Source organism: Achromobacter sp. FW305-C-28 (genome assembly GCF_058783235.1).
In genome coordinates, this window is sequence record NZ_JBYSYL010000014.1 from 1 (window position 1) to 18778 (window position 18778).

At 67.5% G+C, this 18778-nt stretch carries 16 protein-coding genes; 6 read left to right on the plus strand and 10 right to left on the minus strand.

Going from position 1 to position 18778, the window contains the following annotated elements; translation table 11 throughout:
• Positions 1–323 precede the first annotated feature (323 nt).
• The 10 genes from AC3WMR_RS26295 to AC3WMR_RS26340 form a co-directional block, all read right to left on the minus strand.
• Positions 324–2900 (minus strand): sensor domain-containing protein, encoded by a 2577-nt coding sequence (locus tag AC3WMR_RS26295; RefSeq protein WP_492266854.1) that lies wholly within the window; start codon positions 2898–2900, stop codon positions 324–326.
• 40 nt (positions 2901–2940) lie between these two features.
• Complete coding sequence (siaD, locus tag AC3WMR_RS26300; RefSeq protein ID WP_492266853.1) at positions 2941–3738, minus strand: biofilm regulation diguanylate cyclase SiaD; 798 nt, start codon at positions 3736–3738, stop codon at positions 2941–2943.
• A complete protein-coding gene (gene siaC, locus AC3WMR_RS26305) occupies positions 3735–4112 on the minus strand; it encodes a biofilm regulation phosphoprotein SiaC (protein WP_492266852.1) in 378 nt (125 codons plus the stop codon). The genes siaD and siaC overlap by 4 nt, the downstream gene beginning before the upstream one ends.
• Before the next feature lie 39 nt (positions 4113–4151).
• Positions 4152–4691, minus strand: coding sequence for a biofilm regulation protein kinase SiaB (gene siaB, locus AC3WMR_RS26310; RefSeq protein ID WP_199168715.1), 540 nt, complete (start codon positions 4689–4691; stop codon positions 4152–4154).
• 23 nt (positions 4692–4714) lie between these two features.
• On the minus strand, positions 4715–6709 hold the full coding sequence (siaA, locus tag AC3WMR_RS26315; protein WP_492266851.1) for a biofilm regulation protein phosphatase SiaA: 1995 nt from the start codon (positions 6707–6709) through the stop codon (positions 4715–4717).
• Positions 6710–6951: 242 nt separating this feature from the next.
• Complete coding sequence (locus AC3WMR_RS26320) at positions 6952–7656, minus strand: ABC transporter ATP-binding protein (protein ID WP_025137247.1); 705 nt, start codon at positions 7654–7656, stop codon at positions 6952–6954.
• A complete protein-coding gene (locus tag AC3WMR_RS26325; protein WP_492266850.1) occupies positions 7656–8462 on the minus strand; it encodes an ABC transporter ATP-binding protein in 807 nt (268 codons plus the stop codon). Before AC3WMR_RS26325 ends, AC3WMR_RS26320 begins: the two co-directional genes overlap by 1 nt.
• A complete protein-coding gene (locus tag AC3WMR_RS26330) occupies positions 8459–9427 on the minus strand; it encodes a branched-chain amino acid ABC transporter permease (protein WP_492266849.1) in 969 nt (322 codons plus the stop codon). Before AC3WMR_RS26330 ends, AC3WMR_RS26325 begins: the two co-directional genes overlap by 4 nt.
• A gap of 2 nt (positions 9428–9429) precedes the next feature.
• Complete coding sequence (locus tag AC3WMR_RS26335; RefSeq protein WP_025137244.1) at positions 9430–10350, minus strand: branched-chain amino acid ABC transporter permease; 921 nt, start codon at positions 10348–10350, stop codon at positions 9430–9432.
• Positions 10351–10521: 171 nt separating this feature from the next.
• Positions 10522–11685, minus strand: coding sequence for an ABC transporter substrate-binding protein (locus AC3WMR_RS26340; RefSeq protein WP_025137243.1), 1164 nt, complete (start codon positions 11683–11685; stop codon positions 10522–10524).
• 307 nt (positions 11686–11992) lie between these two features.
• Here AC3WMR_RS26340 and AC3WMR_RS26345 point away from each other — a divergent pair, with 307 nt between their 5' ends.
• The 6 genes from AC3WMR_RS26345 (at position 11993) to AC3WMR_RS26370 (ending at position 18777) form a co-directional block, all read left to right on the plus strand.
• Positions 11993–12487 (plus strand): MarR family winged helix-turn-helix transcriptional regulator, encoded by a 495-nt coding sequence (locus AC3WMR_RS26345; RefSeq protein ID WP_025137242.1) that lies wholly within the window; start codon positions 11993–11995, stop codon positions 12485–12487.
• Between the two features lie 106 nt (positions 12488–12593).
• The gene (locus AC3WMR_RS26350) at positions 12594–13634 is read left to right on the plus strand and encodes a hypothetical protein (RefSeq protein WP_492266848.1); all 1041 of its coding nucleotides are present in this window, start codon (positions 12594–12596) and stop codon (positions 13632–13634) included.
• A 121-nt stretch (positions 13635–13755) separates the two neighbouring features.
• The gene (gene argJ / locus AC3WMR_RS26355) at positions 13756–14982 is read left to right on the plus strand and encodes a bifunctional glutamate N-acetyltransferase/amino-acid acetyltransferase ArgJ (RefSeq protein WP_492266847.1); all 1227 of its coding nucleotides are present in this window, start codon (positions 13756–13758) and stop codon (positions 14980–14982) included.
• Positions 14983–15245: 263 nt separating this feature from the next.
• A complete protein-coding gene (locus AC3WMR_RS26360; protein ID WP_025137239.1) occupies positions 15246–16112 on the plus strand; it encodes an ATP-binding protein in 867 nt (288 codons plus the stop codon).
• Positions 16105–17067 (plus strand): Nudix family hydrolase, encoded by a 963-nt coding sequence (locus AC3WMR_RS26365; protein WP_492266846.1) that lies wholly within the window; start codon positions 16105–16107, stop codon positions 17065–17067. Before AC3WMR_RS26360 ends, AC3WMR_RS26365 begins: the two co-directional genes overlap by 8 nt.
• Before the next feature lie 258 nt (positions 17068–17325).
• Complete coding sequence (locus AC3WMR_RS26370; protein ID WP_492266845.1) at positions 17326–18777, plus strand: ABC transporter substrate-binding protein; 1452 nt, start codon at positions 17326–17328, stop codon at positions 18775–18777.
• Position 18778 lies beyond the last annotated feature (1 nt).

Here is an 18778-nt window from a genome sequence, read left to right on the forward strand (position 1 = left end):
AGCTTCGTAAGGCCGCCCGCGCGGCCGGCACGAAGCGGGCACCGTCCCACCCCGCCCACCCCACTCTGACCGTGGCTATCATGCCAAGCACACCGCCCGCCCCAGAATCCGTCACTAATCCGCAATGTGAGCGCTTGGCGGTGTCGGTGTGCGGTGGGCGGGGCGTTAGATGCGCCCGACGGAATCGGAAGGGAGCCGAAGGCGGACGACGATGAGGACGGGGGAGTCCGGAGCGAAGGCTCCGGACCGCAATCGTAGCCCCGCCCACCGCACACCGACACCGCCAAGCGCAACTTAAGAACCCAAACCGCCCGCAAAAAAAATCACCCCCGAGCCCGCAACCAATCCTCCAAATCTCCCGCCGGCAACGGCGGCGAAAACAAGAACCCTTGTCCTGCTGCACACCCTTGCTCGATCAAAAACCGCCGCTGCTCCTCGTTCTCGATCCCCTCGGCAACAACCGGCAAGCTCAGACTCTCCCCGATCCGAATCACAGCGCTCGTCAGCGCCCGAGCCGCATCATCGCTCTCCAGCCCCTGAACAAAACTGCGATCCAGCTTCAGCTCATCGACGATCAGGCGCCTCAAATGCCCCAGGCTTGAATAGCCGGTCCCGAAATCGTCCATCGACAGGCGCACGCCCAGGCGGTGGAGTTCGGCGATCGTGCGCAGCGTCCCGGCCGTGGCGTCCAGGACCACGCCTTCCGTGATTTCCAGCATCAGGTCCTGGGCGGCCAGGCCGAACTCGGCCAGGGTCGCCGCGATCATGCGGGGCAGGTTCAGGTTGTGGAAGTTGGTGGCCGACAGGTTCACCGATACCGAAGGGACGCGCAGGCCGTTGTGGCGCCAGATCGAGAGTTGCGAGCAGGCTTCGCGAACCGCCCAGTCGCCCAGGTCGCCGATCAGGCCGCATTCTTCGGCCAGGGGCACGAAACGCGCGGGGGAAATGTCGCCCAGGGTCGGGTGGCGCCAGCGGGCCAGCGCCTCGACCCCGTACAAGCTGCCGTTCTTCAGGCCGACCTGAGGCTGGTAGTGCAGGCGCAGCGCGCGGCCTTCCAGGGCGTCGCGCAGGGCGGCTTCCAGGGCCAGGCGCTCCTGGGCCTGGCGGTTCATTTCGGCGCTGAAAAAGGAAATGCGGTTGCGGCCCGCGGTCTTGGCCTGGTACATCGCCATGTCCGCGTGGCGCAGCAGCGTATCCATGTCGCGGCCGTTTTCCGGGAACACGCTGATGCCGATGCTCACCGACGGGTTCAGCGTGATGCCGCCCACCACGAAAGGTTGCGCCAGGGCCACCAGGATGTGTTCCGCGGCGGCGGTCAGGCGGCCGTGCTCGAAATCGGGCATCAGCATCACGAACTCGTCGCCCGACAGGCGGCCGACGATGTCGGTGGCGCGGGCCAGGCGGCGCAGGCGCTGGGCGATGTCGCGCAGCAGCGCGTCGCCGATGGGGTGGCCCAGCGTGTCGTTGACCTGCTTGAAGCGGTCCAGGTCCAGGAACAGCACCGCCACGCGCTTGCGCTCGGGTTCGGCGCGGGCGATGGCCTGTTCGGCCTGGGCCAGCAGCAGGTTACGGTTGGGCAGGCCCGTCAGCTCGTCGTAGAACGCCAGCTGGCGGATGCGGGCGCGGGCTTCTTCGCGTTCCAGCGCCAGCGCGCACAGGTAGACGCAGACGTCGACCAGGCGGTGGTGGAAATCGTCGGGCAGGCGGCGTTCGCGGAAATAGAAGCCGAACGTGCCGATCACGCGGCCGTCGCTGGACTTGATCGGCGAGGACCAGCAGGCCTTGATGTCTTCCGGCAGCGGCAGGTGGCGGTAGTCGTCCCACAGCGGATCGGTGGCGATGTCCGGCACGATCACCGGGCGGCCCAGGAAGGCGGCGGTGCCGCAGGCGCCGGACTGCGGGCCGATGGCCTCGCCGTCCAGCGCGTCGGCGTAGGCCGATGGCAGGCTGGGTGCGGCCAGGGGACGCAGCTTGCCGGCCTCGTCCACGCGCAGCACCGTGGCCGCCACTTCGGGCGCCAGGCGCTCGACCTCGCGGCACACCATGTTCATCACTTCCACCACCGAGGCCTCGTTCACCATGGCTTGCAGCACCCGGCGCTGCAGCACCTCGTGCACCTTGGTGGGGGTGATGTCGGTCAGCACATCGACGATGTTGACCAGCGAACCGCGTTCATCGAACACGGAATTGGCCATCACCGAGACCCACAGCGGCTTGCCACCGCGGTCGTAGACCAGTACGTCCTTGTGGTAACCCTCGCGGCAGGCGATGCGGCGGTCGAGTTCTTCGCGGGTGCCGCCGTCGGGGCGGCCGCCGGCCAGCAATTCGCCCAGTTCCTGGTTCAGCGCGTCGCCGCGGGCAAAGCCCAGCATGCGCTGGAAACCGTCGTTGACGTAGACGATGCGGCCGTCGCGGCCCGAGACGGCCACGGCGTTGCCGGTTTCGTTGATGCCCAGCAGCAGCAGGCGGATTTCTTCCTGGCGTTCGGCGTCGGCGATGGATTTGCGGGAAATGACCGAGATGCGGCGCACCTCGCCCGAGTCGTCGCGCATCGGCAGGTAGGTGGCTTCGATCCAGAGGGACCCGCCGTCCTGCCTGCGGTAGCGGCAGGTGCCGGAAAAGAAGTCGCCGCGGCGCAGCCGGGCCCAGATGTTTTCGGCGCTGGCGATGCCCTTGCCTTCGTCCATGCTGTCGCACAGCAGGTCGTGGCGCAGGCCGGTGATATCGCCGCGGGCGTAGCCCACGGTGGCCAGGAAGTTTTCGTTTGCGTTCAGGAGCGAACCGGCCGCGTCGAAATCGAACAGCAGCAGTGCCCGGTCCATCGACGCCAGGTAGTTGTCCACCTGCCACGCGGCGCCCTGCGGGGCCGCGCTTGAACCACCTGGATGAGAATCAAGCATAAGGGGCTCCATACCGGAAGACTGCGATTCCGGGGTCATTTCAGGGCCGGGGGAATCCAAGCGCGACGCGATCGCGTCCGTCCTGCTTGGCCAGGTACAGCGCCTGGTCCGCCCGGCTGAGCGTTTCTGAAAAAGTTTCTCCGAGCTGGTGATACGCCATGCCGATGCTGACGGTCAGGCGCAGCACGTCGGCGCCGACCTCGATCGCCAGTCCGCGCACCGCACCCACCAGGCGGTCCATCACGCCTTGCGCCGTTTCCGGCGGCGTCGCGGGCAACAGCACCAGGAATTCCTCGCCGCCCCAGCGGCCGCACAGGTCGTATTCACGCAGGCTGTCGCGCATGGCGCCGGCGAGTTCGACCAGGGCGCGGTCGCCGATTTCGTGGCCGTAGCGGTCGTTGACCGACTTGAAGTGGTCCACGTCGAGCATGGCGACGACGAAGGCCTGGCCGCCGCGGGCGGCGCGCTGGACTTCCTGCTTGATCATTTCCATCAGGGCGCGCCGGTTCAGCAGGCCCGTCAGAGGGTCGCGGCTGGAGGTCTCTTCCAGCGCCGCGTTCAGGTCGCGCATCATGCTCTGGTAGTGGTCGGAGATGCGGGCGATGCGGGCAAGGCGGCGCAACTGCCGGTCGAACTGTTCGCACAGGCCCATTTCGCGCTGGTGCGCCATGGTCTGGTAGGCGTCGGACAGGTGGGTGACGCGTTCGATCCGCGCCATCTGCTCGGCCGTGTGCCGCCACAAGTCCTGCAATGCCTCGCGCAGGGGATGCCCGGCGTAGGCCGGATCCGCCAGCAGGCGGCCGATGCGTTCGTCCAGCTCGGCGTTGCCGGGCTTCATTGGCGGCCGACGACCGAGAACGGGAAGGTGCAGTCTTCCTTGAATTCCTCGGCCAGTTCGCCCACGCGCTCGTTGCGCATGTCGTAGAACCAGGTGACGCTGACGCTGCGGCCCTTGCCGTGGGCGGCTTCGAGCAGGTCGAAGATGTCCATGACCGACTTGATGCTGCTGGTGTTCAGGTACAGCAGTTCAAGCTCCAGGTTCAGCGGCGCGGCGCCGCCCTGCAGGTAGGCTTCGACCCATTCGATCACGGGACCGAACAGCTCGAAGGAATTCTCGGGGTAGGAATCGCCGCGCATCGCCAGCACGCCGGCAGCAAAGTCGGCGGTGATGGCGGGCGTGGACTGGGTCCCGGGAATATTCAGGTCTTTCATCAATCACTCCGAAAAGGGTCTATGGCGCGCGGGTGGCGGTCAGATCACGACGCTCAGGCTGAAGAACGCCTTGCCCTCGCCCGCGGCGGGCGTCAGGCTGGCTTCCAGCGGTGCGCCTGCCCGGCGCGCGATGTCGATCAGCCCCAGGCCGGCGCCCGAGGCGACGCCAGGGGTGCGTGGCTTGTGCAACTGGGCCTTGTATTCGGCTTTCAGGGCCGCCTTGTCCAGCGCGGCCAGTCGCTGGATACGGTCCACCAGGTGGCGGCCGTCTTCGGCCTTGACCAGGTTGCCGGCCGACACCACGTAGCGGCTCTCGTCGCGGCGGCCGATCACCACGGTGGCAGCGGCGTCGGCGTCGCCGTTCTGCGCGGCGTACTGGCGGATGTTCTGGATCATCTCGATGTAGACCGAGAACACGTCCATGGCTTCCGCCGGCCGGGCATGCTCGGCGTTCAGGTAGTTCTTCAGCGCATTGCCGATTTCCTCGATCAGGCTACGGGAGATCGGCCCGTTGAAGCACAGCAGGGTGCGGTTCTGGTCGAACCGCTCGCCCAATGCGTAGAGATCGGAGGCATTCATGGGAGTTACCGCCCTGATAACGATTATTCGAAACGGAAAGACAGCAAGGTAATGTCGTCGCGCTGCGGCCGGCCGCCTTGATACCGGGCCAAGGCTTCGGTAAATGCGGCCGCCTGGTCGGTTAACGGCTGCTGCGCGTGTCTCTTGAGCATTTCGGCGAAACGCGTGTTGCCGAAACCGAAACCGTGCTCGCCGCCCGCCTGGTCCAGGAAGCCGTCGGTGGCCAGGTAATAGGTCCAGCCGGGCTCCATGCGCAGCTCGATATTCTGGTAAACCCCCGTGCGCTTGTCGCCCAGCGCGCGCTTGCCTCCGGGCACTTCACGCAGGGTCTGGCCGTCGCTGGCGTACAGGCTGATCTTGGCGCCGGCATACCGCAAGCTGCCGGATTCGCGGTCAATATATACCAGGCCTGCGTCGGTATTGGTGGCCAGGGCGCGCGGCAGTTGCGCATCAGCAAGCATCGCCCGGATGGCGCTGTCGGTACGCGCCAGGATGCCGGCCGGGTCGGCCGGACCGGCCTCGGTGATGGCCAGGTCGATGGCGGCGCGGGCCAGCATGGTCATCAGCGCGCCCGGCACGCCGTGGCCGGCGCAGTCCATGATGCCCAGCAGGCAATTGTTGCCATCGGAACGGAACACATAGAAATCGCCGCCGACCACGTCGCGCGGCTTCCACAGCACGAAGTGGTGCGCGCCCAGCGACTGGGTCAGCTGGCGGTCGGGCAGGATGGCGCGCTGGATCAGGCTGGCGTAGTCGATGGAATCGCCGATCTTCTTGTGGGCGGCGGCCATGGCGCGATTGGCGTCTTCCAGCTCGGAGGTGCGCTCGCGCACCTTGGTTTCGAGTTCGGCGGTGTGCTGGCGCACCTTGTCGGCCATCACGCCGAAGGCGCGGCTCAGGTCGCCGATCTCGTCCTGCCCGCCCGGCGGCAGGCGCACGTCGTAGCTGCCGTTGGCGATGGCGCGGGCGGACTGTTGCAGGCGGCGCAGCGGCCGCAGCATCAGGCGTTCGATGGCGTAACCGAAACATAGAAGCAGCGCGGCGAACAGCAGCACCAGACCGATGGCCGCGGGCCACAGCCAGTCGGTGTCCAGCACTCGGGCGGCGCCCAGGTCCACCACGGTCAGCACATGCCAGCGCAATTCGGGCATGTAGGCCACCGACACCAGCTGGCGCACCCCGTCGATGGCCACCCACGCCGACTGCACCGACTGCGGGTCGGCCTGGGCGGCGTGCAGCGCCGCGCGCAGCTCGTCGCGGCCGTGACCGGCGTCGACCAGGTTGAACACCATGCCATGGCCATCCTTGCCGCCGGCCCCGCCCGCGCCCGAGTTATAGGCGATCAGGCTGGGGTCCATGTGCGCCTGGATGGCGCCGTCTTCGTCGACGATGATGGGGGTCACGCCCGGCTGGCCGCTGTTGACGAAGTCGCGCAGGAAGCCGCCCACGTCCAGGCCGGCGCCGGTCAGGCCGATGACCTTGTCGCCGTCACGCACCTGCACGTTGATCCAGACCCGCGTGGTCTTGAGCTTCAGGTCGGGATTGACGTTGATGTTGTAACGGTTGGGCGACTTGAGCGTGCTGTAGAACCAGCCGTCGTCGGCAGCGTCGCGGCTGAGCGTGTAGCGCGGCGCCTCGGACAGGGGCTGGTCATCGTTGAAGTAATAGTGGCCGGTAGCGGCGCTGGCGATGAAATAGGCGCGGCCCAGGAGGTCGCGCCGGTAGCCGTCGGCCTCGCGAAAGAACAGCTCGCGTGCGGCCGGATCGCTTTCGTTGCGCAGCCAGCGGCGCGTGACTTCGCTGTCGGCCAGGCGCTGCGATAGCGCCAGTTCGCGGGACACCGGCGCCAGGATGCGCTGGCGGTTCAACTGCGTGAAATTGTCGGAGAACGCGCGGCCGAAGTGGTCGCGGACCCCGTCCAGCACTTGCCAGCCTATCAGCGCGGCGGGCGCCAAAGCGACCAGGCACGCCAGCAACAGCGCCATCAATGATTTTTTGCGCAAACCCCATTTCGCCATGCGAAGTCTTCCTGACAGTCCGGGCCTGTTGAGACGGTAGGCCCTGGTTGAGACGTGACGCATCCACGCGGGATCGCACGGCGCGCTAAGTGTAGAGAACAGCGGGATGAATTGAAACAGGCGTAAACGCGCGAATTTGCCAAAGGTCAGCCTGTTTTGCGCAGGTCGTGCCGATCGACGGGCTTATTGCGTTTTATATCGAAATAAAAGCCGCCGCCCGCACCGGGGCTGCGGCTTTCGCGCTACACGCCCAGGTAGCGTTCCCACAGGCCGCGGTCGGCGTCCAGTGCGGCGGAGTCGCCGTTCCAGACCACCTTGCCGCGTTCCAGGATGACGTGGCGGTCGGCCAGGCTGAGCAGGCGTTCGACGTATTTGTCGATCACCAGGATCGTCTGGCCGGCCTGCCGCAGGCGCGCCAGGCAGTGCCAGATTTCCTCGCGAATCTTGGGCGCCAGGCCTTCGGTGGCCTCGTCCAGGATCAACAGGCGCGGGTTGGTGACCAGCGCGCGGCCGATGGCCAGCATCTGCTGTTCGCCGCCCGACAGCTGGTTGCCCATGTTGCGGGCGCGCTCGCCCAGCCGCGGAAACAGTTCGAACACGCGTTCGGGCGTCCAGGGCTCGCCGATGGACGGGTTGCGCGCGGCCACGAAGGCCGTCAGGTGCTCGCGCACGGTCAGGTTGGGAAAGCACTGGCGCCCTTCCGGCACGATCGCCATGCCGGTGCGCGCGATGCGGTCGGGGCTCCAGCCGCTGATGTCCTGGCCGGCGAAGCTGATCTTGCCGCCGCGCAGCGGCAGCTGCCCGAACAGCGTGCGCAGCAGCGTGGTCTTGCCCATGCCGTTGCGGCCCAGCAAAGTCACCACCTGGCCGGCGCCGATCTGCAGGTCCACGCCGAACAGCACCTGGCTGGCGCCGTAGCCGCTCTGGGCCGATTCAATGCTGAGCATCAGACTGTCTCCTGGCGCGCGGGCGCCGTCTCGTCATCGCCCAGGTACGCCTGTCGCACGTCCGGATTGGCGCGGATTTCGTCGGGCGTGCCGGTGGCGATCACGCGGCCATAGACCAGCACCGAAATGCGGTCGGCCAGCCGGAACACGGCCTGCATGTCGTGTTCGACCAGCAGCATCGCGGCGCGGCCGCGCAGGGCTTCGATCAGTTCGGTCAGGCGCAGGGTCTCGTCGGGCCCCATGCCGGCCATCGGTTCGTCCAGCAGCAGCACGCTGGGCCGGGCGGCCAGGGCCAGCGCGAATTCCACCTTGCGCTGTTCGCCATGCGGCAGCGTGCCGGCGGCGCGGCCCAGCAGGGCCGGGTCGATGGCGCATTCGCGCGCCAGTTCGCGGGCCTGTTCGACCAGGGCGGCCTCGGCGGCGCGCGGCCGCCAGAAACGGAAGCTGCTGCCGGCGTGGGCCTGCACGGCCAGCACCAGGTTGTCCAGCACGCTGGACTGCTTGAAGATGTTGGTGATCTGGTACGAACGCGACAGGCCCGCCGCCACGCGCTGGTGCGCGTTCAGGGCGGTGACGTCGCGCCCGCCCACGGCCAGCGTGCCAGAGTCTGCCGCCAGGGTGCCCGACAGCAGGTGGATCAGCGTGGACTTGCCGGCGCCGTTGGGCCCGATCAGGGCATGGATTTCGCCGGGGTTCAGCGAGATCGAGACATTGTCGGTGGCCACCAGCGCGCCGAAGCGGCGCACCAGGTTGCTCGCCTGCAGCGCCGGGGTGTTGGGCTGAGATGGGGATAGGGGTTGGCTCATGATCCCGCCTTGCCGGTTGATGCCGCCTTGCCGCCGCCGAACAGCGGGCCGAACAGGCCCACCAGGCCGCGCGGCGCGCCGAACACCACGCACAGCAGCAGCACGCCCAGCGGCAGGTGCCAGTATTCGGTCCATTGGCGCAGCACTTCTTCGAGCACCAGCATCACCACCGCGCCGGCCACGCCGCCGTAGCGCAGGCCGATGCCGCCCACCAGCACCATGATCAGCAGGTTGGCCGACTGGGTCCAGTGCATCAGGCTGGGCGAGATGAACAGGTTGTGATTGGCCAGCAGCGCCCCCGCCAGCCCGGCCGCCGCGCCGCTCAGCGTAAACGCCGTGAGCTTGATGCGGTAGACGGGGTAACCCAGCGATTCCATGCGCGATTCGTTTTCACGGATGCCTTGCAGCGCCGTGCCGAAGCGCGAGGCCACCACCCGGCCGAACAGCCACATCGCCACCGCGAACAGCACCAGCACCAGGTAATAGAACGACACGTCGTTGGCCAGGTCGATGCCGGGCAGCGTGGAATAGCCCGGCAGGTTCAGGCCGTCTTCACCGCCATACTGGCGCAGCGAGATGAAGATGTAGAACAGCATCTGGGCGAACGCCAGCGTGATCATGATGAAGTACACACCGCGGGTGCGCAGCGAGATCGCGCCCGTGATGCAGGCCAGCAGACCCGCCAGCCCCATCGCCACCGGCCAGGACACCAGCGCCGACGTGACGCCCGACATCGCCAGGATGCCCACCGCGTAGGCGCCCGCGCCGAAGAAGGCCGCGTGGCCCAGCGCCACCATGCCACCATAGCCCAGGATCAGGTTCAGGCTGGTCGCGGCCAGCGCGTAGATCAGCACGCGGCGCACGAAGGAAATATAGAAGTCCAGGCCCAGCGCCGGCGCCACCAGCGGAAACGCCGCCAGCAGGGCCAGCAGGGCCAGGGTCCAGAGAGTCGAAGAAATCCGCATGCTCAGCCTCGCGCCGGAAACAGGCCGGAAGGCCGGAACACCAGCACCGCCGCCATCAGCACGTAGATGGCGATCGCGGCCAGCGTGGGGCCGACGCTGGAAGCCACGGCAGGCGAAAACACCTGGCGCAGCAGCATCGGCAGGAAGGCCCGCCCGGCGGTATCCACCATGCCCACCAGCAGCGCGCCGACAAAGGCGCCGCGGATCGAGCCGATGCCGCCGATGACGATGCACACCAGCACCAGGATCAGGATTTCCTCACCCATGCCGACCTGCACCGAGGTGATCGGGCCCAGCAGCGCGCCGGCCACGGCCGCCAGCATGGCACCCAGCACGAACACGCCCAGGAACAACAGCGGCACGCGCACGCCCATCAGCGTGGCCATCTGGCGGTTCGAGGCGCCGGCCCGCACCAGCACGCCGGCGCGGGTGCGCGTGACGAACCAGTACAAGCCCACGGCCGAGGCCACGCCGAAGACGATGATCATCAGGCGGTAGGCGGGATAGAGCAGGTCGGGCAGGAGCCGCACCGGGCCGGACAGCACGGCCGGCATGTTGAGCATGACGGGGGCCGGGCCCCAGATCATCTTGACCAGGTCGTTGGCAATGAGAATGATGGCGTAGGTGCCCAGCACCTGGGCCAGGTGGTCGCGCAGCGCCAGGCGGCGGATCAGCGTGAGTTCCAGCGCCACCCCGACCAGGCCGGTGGCCACTGCTGCAACCAGCACCGCGGCCGTGAACGACCCCGTGCGTTGCATGGTTTCGGCGGCGACATAGGCGCCTGCCATATAGAGCGAGCCGTGCGCCAGATTCATGATGTCCATGATGCCGAACACCAGGGTCAGCCCGGCCGCAATCAGAAACAACATCAACCCAAACTGCAGACCGTTCAGCAATTGCTCGACGATGAGCGTGAACGTCATGAAAAAATCCCCTGCTGTGTGCCCACCCCGAAGTGCTGCTCCCCCTGACAGGGACATCGCTACGGACCAGCAAAGCCGGATGCGTGCGACCCAGCTGGGTCAGGCATCGGACCGGCAATGCCGGCCCCCTGCGACGCAACGGGGCCGGGCTTTATCGTGTGGCCGTACGCTTCAGAGCTTGCAGTCGCCGACGTAGACGTCTTGATACTTGTCGAAGACCTTGCCCACCAGCTTGTTGGTGATGCGGCCGCTGGCGTCCTTGTCGACGACGCGCAGGTAGTAGGCCTGGATCGGGTAGTGGTTCTTGCCGTAGGTGTAGCTGCCGCGCACCGAGGGGTAGTCGGCCTTTTCCAGCGCCTTGACGATGGCATCGCGGTCGGCGGCCTTGCCGCCGGCCTGCTTGACGGCGGCGTCCATGGCCATGATGACGTCATAGGCCTGGGCGGCGTACACCGACGGGTAGCGGCCGTTGTATTCCTTGCGGAAGGCCTCGACGAAGGCCTTGTTCTGCGGCACGTCCAGGTCATGCGCCCACTGCGCGGTGTTGTACATGCCCAGCATGGGTTCGCCCACGGCCTGGATCACGTCTTCGTCGGCCGAGAAGCCCGGGCCAATCAGCTTGACGCTCTGCGACAGGCCGGCCGAGACGAACTGCTTGACGAAGTTGATGCCCATGCCGCCCGGCAGGAAGATATAGACGGCGTCCGGCTTGGCGGCGCGGATCTGGGCGATTTCGGCGGCGTAGTCGATCTGGCCCAGCTTGGTGTAGACCTCGTCGCCCGGGGCGGTCTTGTAGCCGCGCTTGAAGCCGGTCAGCGCATCCTTGCCCGCCGGATAGTCCGGGGCCATGATGAACATCTTCTTGAAGCCGCGGTCGGCGGCTACCTTGCCGGCGGCTTCATGGAAGGCGTCGTTCTGGTACGACGAGCCGAACCAGTAGTTGTTGCACTGGGCGCCGGCGAACTGGCTGGGGCCCGGGTTGTTCGACAGATACGGCACCTTGGCGGCAAACAGCGCGGGGCCGACGGCCAGCGCCACGTTCGAGCCGATCGGGCCGGTGAAGAAATCGACCTTGTCGCGCTGGATGTAGCGCGTGACCAGCTGGCGGGCCTGGTCGGGGTTGCCGCCCATGTCGGTCTGCAGGAATTCGGCGGGCTGGCCGCCCAGCTTGCTGCCAAGCTGCTTGATGGCCAGGTTGAAGCCGTCGCGGGCTTCGGCGCCCAGCGCCGAGAACGGGCCGGAAATATCATTTGCGATGCCGACCTTGACCGGGTCGGCGCAAGCCAGTGCCGGAACCAGCGCGGCGGCGGCAACGAGGGAAGTGATCAAACGCATGGTGGTGTGCTCCGTGCGCGAGCCGCGCAGAGGGTGTTGTTTTTGGAATTGCGATTCGAAGGACTTCTATGCCCGGCCCGCCGGCCTGGTTAGGCGGCCGTCAGACCGGCGCCCGCAGCAGCCGATCCCGTGATGCGGCATGGGGAGAACTGGCGTGGTTCATAGTTTAGGTTTAAAGTATTCGCCAAAACAAGTCTAGGGTTTTCACCAGCCCCGCGCGGACATTACCCGACATCCGGCGGATACTCAAGAAATCCGCCCGTCGAAAACCGCCCTTCACCCTGTATTCCCGGTAACCTTCCCGACCATGACAGACGCTCCCGACCTGGAATCCCGCGCCGCGCCCGACGACCACCATGCGCTGCGCCTGTGGCTGCGCATGCTGACCTGCGCCAATCTCATCGAAGGCGAGATCCGCAGCCGGCTGCGCAACGAGTTCGACACCACCCTGCCCCGCTTCGACCTGATGGCGCAATTGCAGCGCGCGCCCAAGGGCATGAAGATGGGCGAGCTGTCGCGCCACATGATGGTGACCAACGGCAATATCACCGGCATCACCGACCAGCTCGAAAAAGAAGGCCTGGTGGTGCGCACCAAGGTCGAATCCGACCGCCGCAGCTCGCTCATCAAACTGACGCCGCAGGGCAAGAAGAGCTTCGCCAAGATGGCGCGGGCGCACGAGTCCTGGGTGAAATCCATGTTCGGCGAACTGCCCGAGGCCAGCCGCAATGCGCTGTTCCAGGCGCTGGGCGAACTGAAGCTGCAGGTGGTGGCCACGCGTTCGGCCGCGGCCAAGGACTAGGCAACGGCCACGGGCGGCAGGCGCCATCCGGACAGCCGTTTTCGCCGGCTCGAAATCCCCACGCCTGCGCCGGAAAACGGCATCGGTTTGGCGCATAATTGCCGCCATGATTCCGGTATCTCTTCCTGGCGGTAATTTCTACGTGTTGATGGTGGTCTCGCTGGCCTGCCTGTCCACGCTGCTCACCTGGCTGGCCGTGCTGGCCACCAGCCGCGGCGCCAGGCTGTGGCTGGGCGAACACCGGCGCGGCGGCGCGATCCTGATGGCGCTATTGGCCGTCATCGGCGGCATCTTCCCCTGCCAGCAACTGAGCCAATGGCTGGCCGCCCAGCGCGAAGCCCGCCAGGACGCCAGCCTGAACATGACGCTGCCCCAGTCCACCCGGCTGGCCGGCGTGGACATGCCCGCCGGCACGGTGCTGCGCGTCACCGCCCCCGGCGACCCGGCGTCGTTCGACCGCGCCACCTTTCCCGAGGGCCACCTGGCCTCGGTGCAAGGGGTCAGCGCGACCCGCCTGTTCCATTACGCAGCCACGGCCCGCCAGCCCGAAACCCTGTCGGTCGAGATCGCCCGCGACCAGGCCCAGGATGGCTGGCTCTGTGCCCACGGCCACCGCCTGGAATTCGTCATGCTGGGCGGCCAGCCCAGGTTTGCCAGCTGCCACCTGGCCATCGGCAACACCCTGAACCAGCAGCCGGTGCCCGCGGGCGCCTGGATCAAGGTCGACGAGGCTGCCCGCGGCAATGCCCCGGATCCGGCCAGCCCGGCCCCCCGCTGGCGGCTAAGCGCCGAAGGCAGCGACCCCCTGACCGTGGCCGGCATGCCGCTCTTGAAGGTGGACATGACGCTGGACGCCCAGCGCCGCCTGCTGGCATTCGAAGGCCTGCTGGCGCGCGAAAGCGCGCTGGGCGGCATCACCTACCCCACCGGCACCCGCATGCTGACCGCCGGCCCGCGCGTGCCCGGCGTGCAGGCCGGCGACCTGCTGTTTTCGCCGTCGCGCGGCCGCTCGGCGCGGCAGGCCGACGGCCGTGAAATCGCCGCCGGCATGTCGGTGCTGCAGGCGCCGGACGGCACGGTGCGCAGCATCCTGTCCAACCGCGATGCCGGCGTGCTGGACGTGGCGGCCATGCGGACCGCTCCCTGACAGCCGGCTTTCAGCCGCCCGCCTTGGCCTGTCGCAAAGCAGTGGGATAATACGAAGCTTTCCCCCGCGCGCCGCCTGGCCCAGGCGGCGATTCCGTCCTTCTCATTCATGAGACGAAGTCATGGCCGTTAACCTGCAGATCCCCTCCGAGTCCGAAATTTTCCCTGTTGCCGGCGTTGAAATCGGCGTCACCGAGGCCGGCATCCGCAAAGCCAACCGACGCGACCTGACGGTCTTCCGCCTGGCCGAAGGCACCAGCGTCGCCGGCGTGTTCACCCGCAACCGCTTCTGCGCCGCGCCCGTGCAGGTCTGCCAGGCCCACCTGGCCGCCGGCGGCCCGATCAGCGCGCTGGTCATCAACACCGGCAATGCCAACGCCGGCACCGGCGCCGAAGGCCTGAAGAAGGCCCAGGACACCTGCGTCGAACTCGGCCGCCTGCTGGGCGTGCCCGCCGCGCAGGTGCTGCCCTTCTCGACCGGCGTGATTCTCGAGCCGCTGCCCCTGGATCGCCTGTTCGCCGGCCTGCCCGGCGCCATCGCCGACCTGGGCGCCGACCACTGGTCCAGCGCCGCGCACGGCATCATGACCACCGACACCCTGCCCAAGATCTCGTCGCGCCGCGTTCAGATCGGCGGCAAGACCGTCACCTTCACCGGCATCAGCAAGGGCGCCGGCATGATCCGCCCCAACATGGCGACCATGCTCAGCTTCCTGGCCACCGACGCCGGCATCGCCCAGCCACTCTTGCGCAAGCTGGCCGTCGAAATCGCCGACGCCTCGTTCAACCGCATCACGGTTGACGGCGACACCTCCACCAACGACTCGTTCATCATTGCCGCCACCGGCAAGTCGGGCGTGGAAATCAACGCCGAAACCGACGCCGACTACGTTGCTGTGCGCGAGGCCCTGTCGGCCGCCGCCCTGGAACTGGCGCAGAAGATCGTGCGCGACGCCGAAGGCGCCACCAAGTTCATGACGGTACGCGTCGAAGAAGCCGGCAGCACCGAAGAAGCCCTGAAGGTCGCCTATGCCGTGGCGCACTCGCCGCTGGTCAAGACCGCCTTCTTCGCGTCGGACCCCAACCTGGGCCGCATCCTGGCCGCCGTGGGCTACGCCGGCATCGACGACATGGACGTGTCGCGCATCCGCTTGTGGCTGGACGACGTGCTGGTGGCCACGGGTGGCGGCCGCAACCCCGACTACCAGGAAGCCGATGGCCAACGCGTCATGAAGCAGGCCGAGATCACGGTCCGCATCGCGCTGGGCCGCGGCCAGGTCAGCGACACCGTCTACACCTGCGACTTCTCGCACGAGTACGTGACGATCAACGCCGACTACCGTTCCTGATCGCTTTACCCTCGCCCGCCGCCCGGCTGACCCCGGTGCGGCAGGCGACAGCAGTGAACTCCAGTGGCTGTGCCTTACCCATCGCCTGTCACTGCCCCCCGGCGGCCCGCGGCATCACTGCGGCCCCGGCCGGTGACAACCGTTGAGCGGCGCGTGTTCCAGGACGCCTTGCGGCGGAACGCGCCCCCTCATCCGACGATGCCCGCGAATGCGCTGCGGGCCCGACGCCAGGGCCCGCCCGTTCGCTCTCCCAGGACTACACCGTGACCGCAAACGAATTCACCACCCTCATCCAGCGCGCCGAACGCGTGCTGGCCCAGCTTGAAGCCTGGCTGCCCCCGGCCCCGCCCGAAATCAACTGGAGCGCGCATGCGTTCCGCTGGCGCAAGCGCGGCTCGCGCGGCTGGCTGGACGCCGTGCGCCACGTGGCCACCATCGACCTGCAGGACCTGCAGCACATCGAGCGCCAGAAGGGCATCATTGACCGCAACACCCAGCAGTTCATCGACAAGAAGCCGGCCAACAACGTGCTGATGACCGGCGCGCGCGGTACCGGCAAGAGCTCGCTGGTCAAGGCCATGCTGGCCGCCTACGGCGACCGCGGCCTGCGGCTGATCGAGGTCGACAAGTCCGACCTGGGCGACCTGGCCGACATCGTCGAACTGGTGGCCTCGCGCCCCGAACGCTTCATCGTGTTCTGCGACGACCTGTCGTTCGAGGAAGGCGAAGCGGGCTACAAGGCGCTGAAGTCGGTGTTGGACGGATCGGTGTCCGCCTCGGGCGACAACGTGCTGATCTACGCCACGTCCAACCGGCGCCACCTGATGCCGGAATACATGAGCGAGAACCTGCAGGCCAAGCACCAGCCCGACGGCGAGATCCACCCCGGCGAAACCGTGGAAGAAAAGATTTCGCTGTCCGAGCGCTTCGGCCTGTGGCTGTCGTTCTACCCCTTCAAGCAGGACGACTACCTGGACATCGTCTACCACTGGCTGCGCGAGCTGGGCTGCCCCGAGGCGCAGATCGAGCCGTCGCGCACCGAGGCGCTGCAATGGACGATCGAACGAGGATCGCGTTCGGGCCGCGTCGCCTACCAATTCGCGCGCGACTGGGCTGCCCGCCATGTCTGACAAGATCATCGACGTCGCCGCCGGCCTCATCCTGCGTCCGGACGGCATGCTGCTGTTGGGGCAGCGCCCCGAAGGCAAACCCTGGTCGGGCTGGTGGGAACTGCCGGGCGGCAAGCTGGAACCCGGCGAAACCGTGCTGCAGGCCCTCGCGCGCGAACTCCAGGAAGAAATCGGCATCCGCGTGACGCAATCGCGTCCGTGGGTGACTTACGTGCACGTCTACCCCCACACCACGGTGCGCCTGGCGTTCTGCCACGTCACGGCGTGGGAAGGCGAACCGCGCAGCCTGGAAAACCAGCGCCTGGAATGGGTCGACCCGGCCAACGCCGCGTCGGTGGGCGATCTTTTGCCCGCCACGCTGCCGCCCCTGCGCTGGCTGCAACTGCCCACGGCTTACGGCATCAGTTCCATCGGCTCGCGGGCGGGGCTGACGGGCTTTCTGGGTCGGCTGGATGCGGCGCTGGCGCGCGGCGTCAAGCTGGTGCAGCTGCGTGAGCCGCAATGGCCGGACGGCGCGGCATCAGCCTCGCTGCACGACGCATTGCAGCAAATCGTCAAGCGTTGCCGCGCCGCGGGCGCGCGGGTGCTGGTCAACAGCGCCCACCCGGCCGCGTGGTGGCGCGAGGCCGACGGCGTGCACCTGCGCAGCGCGGATGCCGCCCGCCTGACGGCCCGCCCCGAGCTGCCGGCCGGCGCGCTGGTCGGCGTGTCCGCCCACGACAACGCGCAGGTGGTGCTTGCGCGTGAACTGGGCGCCGACTTTGCCGTGCTGGGTCCGGTGCTGGACACCCCCAGCCACCCCGGCGCACCGACGCTGGGCTGGGAAGGCTTTGTCGAAGGCAACCGCGACGCCGGCATTCCGGTGTTCGCGCTGGGCGGGCAATCCACCCAGACCGTGTCGCAAGCCTTGCGCCATGGCGCGCATGGCATCGCCGGGATTCGCGGGCTGATCTGACGGCCCCAGGCCGGCGCCGCGGCGCGCCGGCCGATTCCTGCCAGGCAGCGCGCCCGCCCGCAAAGCCCCCATGGCATGGCCCGCCCGGGTATGAATCCAGGCGGCGGCGCATCCCGTTAGGGAAACTCCCCCCTTGCTGCCCCGGATGCGAAAGCAATATCTTCACCTCTGATGTGACCATGCAGTCACATCTCTTTTGCCTCACCGCTTTTGCTGCACCGTTTCTTTGTCGTCGTTCCCACAACAAGGAAGTCCAGCATGCCCCTGCCCCCCTTTCCTGATGGCCGCCCCTACCCGGGCCTGGCGTCGTCCGGCCGCGCCGGCCTGGACCGCCGCGACTTCCTCCTGCGCGGCGCCGCGGGCCTGGCCGGCGCGGCCGGGCTGGCGGCCGGCGGCTGGCCCCTGCGGGCGCTGGCGCAGCAGGCTGCGCCGCTGACCTTCGCCTTCTGGCCCTGGGGCAGCGAAATCGTGCAGCAAGGCGCGGCGCGCTTCACCCAGGAAAGCGGCGTGCCGGTGAACCTGTCGCCCATTCCCGGCGACTACGCCGCGGTGCTGGAAACCCAGCTGGCCGCCAAGGCGCCGCTGGACATGTTCTACGCGCAGCGTGGCCAGGCGTCGCGCTGGTATGCGGCCGGGTGGATCCGCCCCATCGACGACATGCCGGGCCTGGCCGATATCCAGAAGCAGATGTTTCCCGGCATCGTCGACGATGCCCGCGCCACCGACGGCCGCTATCTGGGCCTGACCTATTACAACGGCGGCCCTTACGCCCTGTTCCGCAATGAAAAGATGCTGGGCGAGGCAGGCTTTGGCGGCACCGCCAATGCTGCCGACTACCCGCAGGACTGGGCCACCGTCGAAAAGCAGGCGCGCGAGATCAAGAAAAAGGGCCTGGCCCAGCACCCCATGCTGATGCCCTGGTACAACGCCTGGACCGGCCTGCCGTGGGCGCTGATCGCCCAGTGCTTTGCCGAAGGCGAACGTTTTGTCGACGGCGAACTGCACGCCACCTTCGGCCCCGACACGCCGCTGGTGAAGGTGCTGTCCGACTGGAAGCGCTGGTGGGACGACGAGCTGGTGCAACGCGCCGTGCTGACCTGGTCAGGCACCGAGACGTCCAGCTCGTGGATGAAAGGCCAGCACGCCTTCCACCTCAACATCGACTACTACAGCTTCAACTACAACGATCCGGCCAAGAGCCAGATCGCCGAGTATTCCAGCTACAACCCGGTGGTGCCCGGCGCCACCCACGACACGGTGCTGGTGGGCCACGCCTTGCTGTGCATGTCGACCCGCAAGCGCAGCGACGCCGAGCAGGCCGCGCTGTGGGAACTGGTGAAGTACTTCGGCTACCGCGACCGCGCGGGCCAGCTGACCACGCACAAGAACTGGATCGCCAAGGCCAACCTGGAAGTGCCGTTTCCCGAGCTGTACCGCGATGCAGACAGCCGCGCCGCCATCATGAAATGGATGTACCCGGCCTACAAGGAACAGGTCTACCAGTGGCTGTTCGAAGGCCGCGAGAAGGCCGTGGCCGCCAACATCCTGAAGGCGCCCTGGTACCAGGAATGGGACACCGGCATGCACGAGATGATCGCGCAGGACATGTTGATCAAAGGCACCCGCACGCCCGTGCAGGTCGCCACCGAGCTGCGGGCCCGCTGGGACGGCCTGTACAAGAAGTACGCCAAGATCTTGAAGCGGAGCTGAC

Excerpts from the sequence above, each read along its gene's own strand:
- AC3WMR_RS26295 (WP_492266854.1), bottom strand. The coding sequence starts at position 2,900 with ATGCTTGATTCTCATCCAGGTGGTTCAAGCGCGGCCCCGCAGGGCGCC.
- siaD (WP_492266853.1), bottom strand. The coding sequence starts at position 3,738 with ATGAAGCCCGGCAACGCCGAGCTGGACGAACGCATCGGCCGCCTGCTG.
- siaC (WP_492266852.1), bottom strand. The coding sequence starts at position 4,112 with ATGAAAGACCTGAATATTCCCGGGACCCAGTCCACGCCCGCCATCACC.
- siaB (WP_199168715.1), bottom strand. The coding sequence starts at position 4,691 with ATGAATGCCTCCGATCTCTACGCATTGGGCGAGCGGTTCGACCAGAAC.
- siaA (WP_492266851.1), bottom strand. The coding sequence starts at position 6,709 with ATGGCGAAATGGGGTTTGCGCAAAAAATCATTGATGGCGCTGTTGCTG.
- AC3WMR_RS26320 (WP_025137247.1), bottom strand. The coding sequence starts at position 7,656 with ATGCTCAGCATTGAATCGGCCCAGAGCGGCTACGGCGCCAGCCAGGTG.
- AC3WMR_RS26325 (WP_492266850.1), bottom strand. The coding sequence starts at position 8,462 with ATGAGCCAACCCCTATCCCCATCTCAGCCCAACACCCCGGCGCTGCAG.
- AC3WMR_RS26330 (WP_492266849.1), bottom strand. The coding sequence starts at position 9,427 with ATGCGGATTTCTTCGACTCTCTGGACCCTGGCCCTGCTGGCCCTGCTG.
- AC3WMR_RS26335 (WP_025137244.1), bottom strand. The coding sequence starts at position 10,350 with ATGACGTTCACGCTCATCGTCGAGCAATTGCTGAACGGTCTGCAGTTT.
- AC3WMR_RS26340 (WP_025137243.1), bottom strand. The coding sequence starts at position 11,685 with ATGCGTTTGATCACTTCCCTCGTTGCCGCCGCCGCGCTGGTTCCGGCA.
- AC3WMR_RS26345 (WP_025137242.1), top strand. The coding sequence starts at position 11,993 with ATGACAGACGCTCCCGACCTGGAATCCCGCGCCGCGCCCGACGACCAC.
- AC3WMR_RS26350 (WP_492266848.1), top strand. The coding sequence starts at position 12,594 with ATGATTCCGGTATCTCTTCCTGGCGGTAATTTCTACGTGTTGATGGTG.
- argJ (WP_492266847.1), top strand. The coding sequence starts at position 13,756 with ATGGCCGTTAACCTGCAGATCCCCTCCGAGTCCGAAATTTTCCCTGTT.
- AC3WMR_RS26365 (WP_492266846.1), top strand. The coding sequence starts at position 16,105 with ATGTCTGACAAGATCATCGACGTCGCCGCCGGCCTCATCCTGCGTCCG.
- AC3WMR_RS26370 (WP_492266845.1), top strand. The coding sequence starts at position 17,326 with ATGCCCCTGCCCCCCTTTCCTGATGGCCGCCCCTACCCGGGCCTGGCG.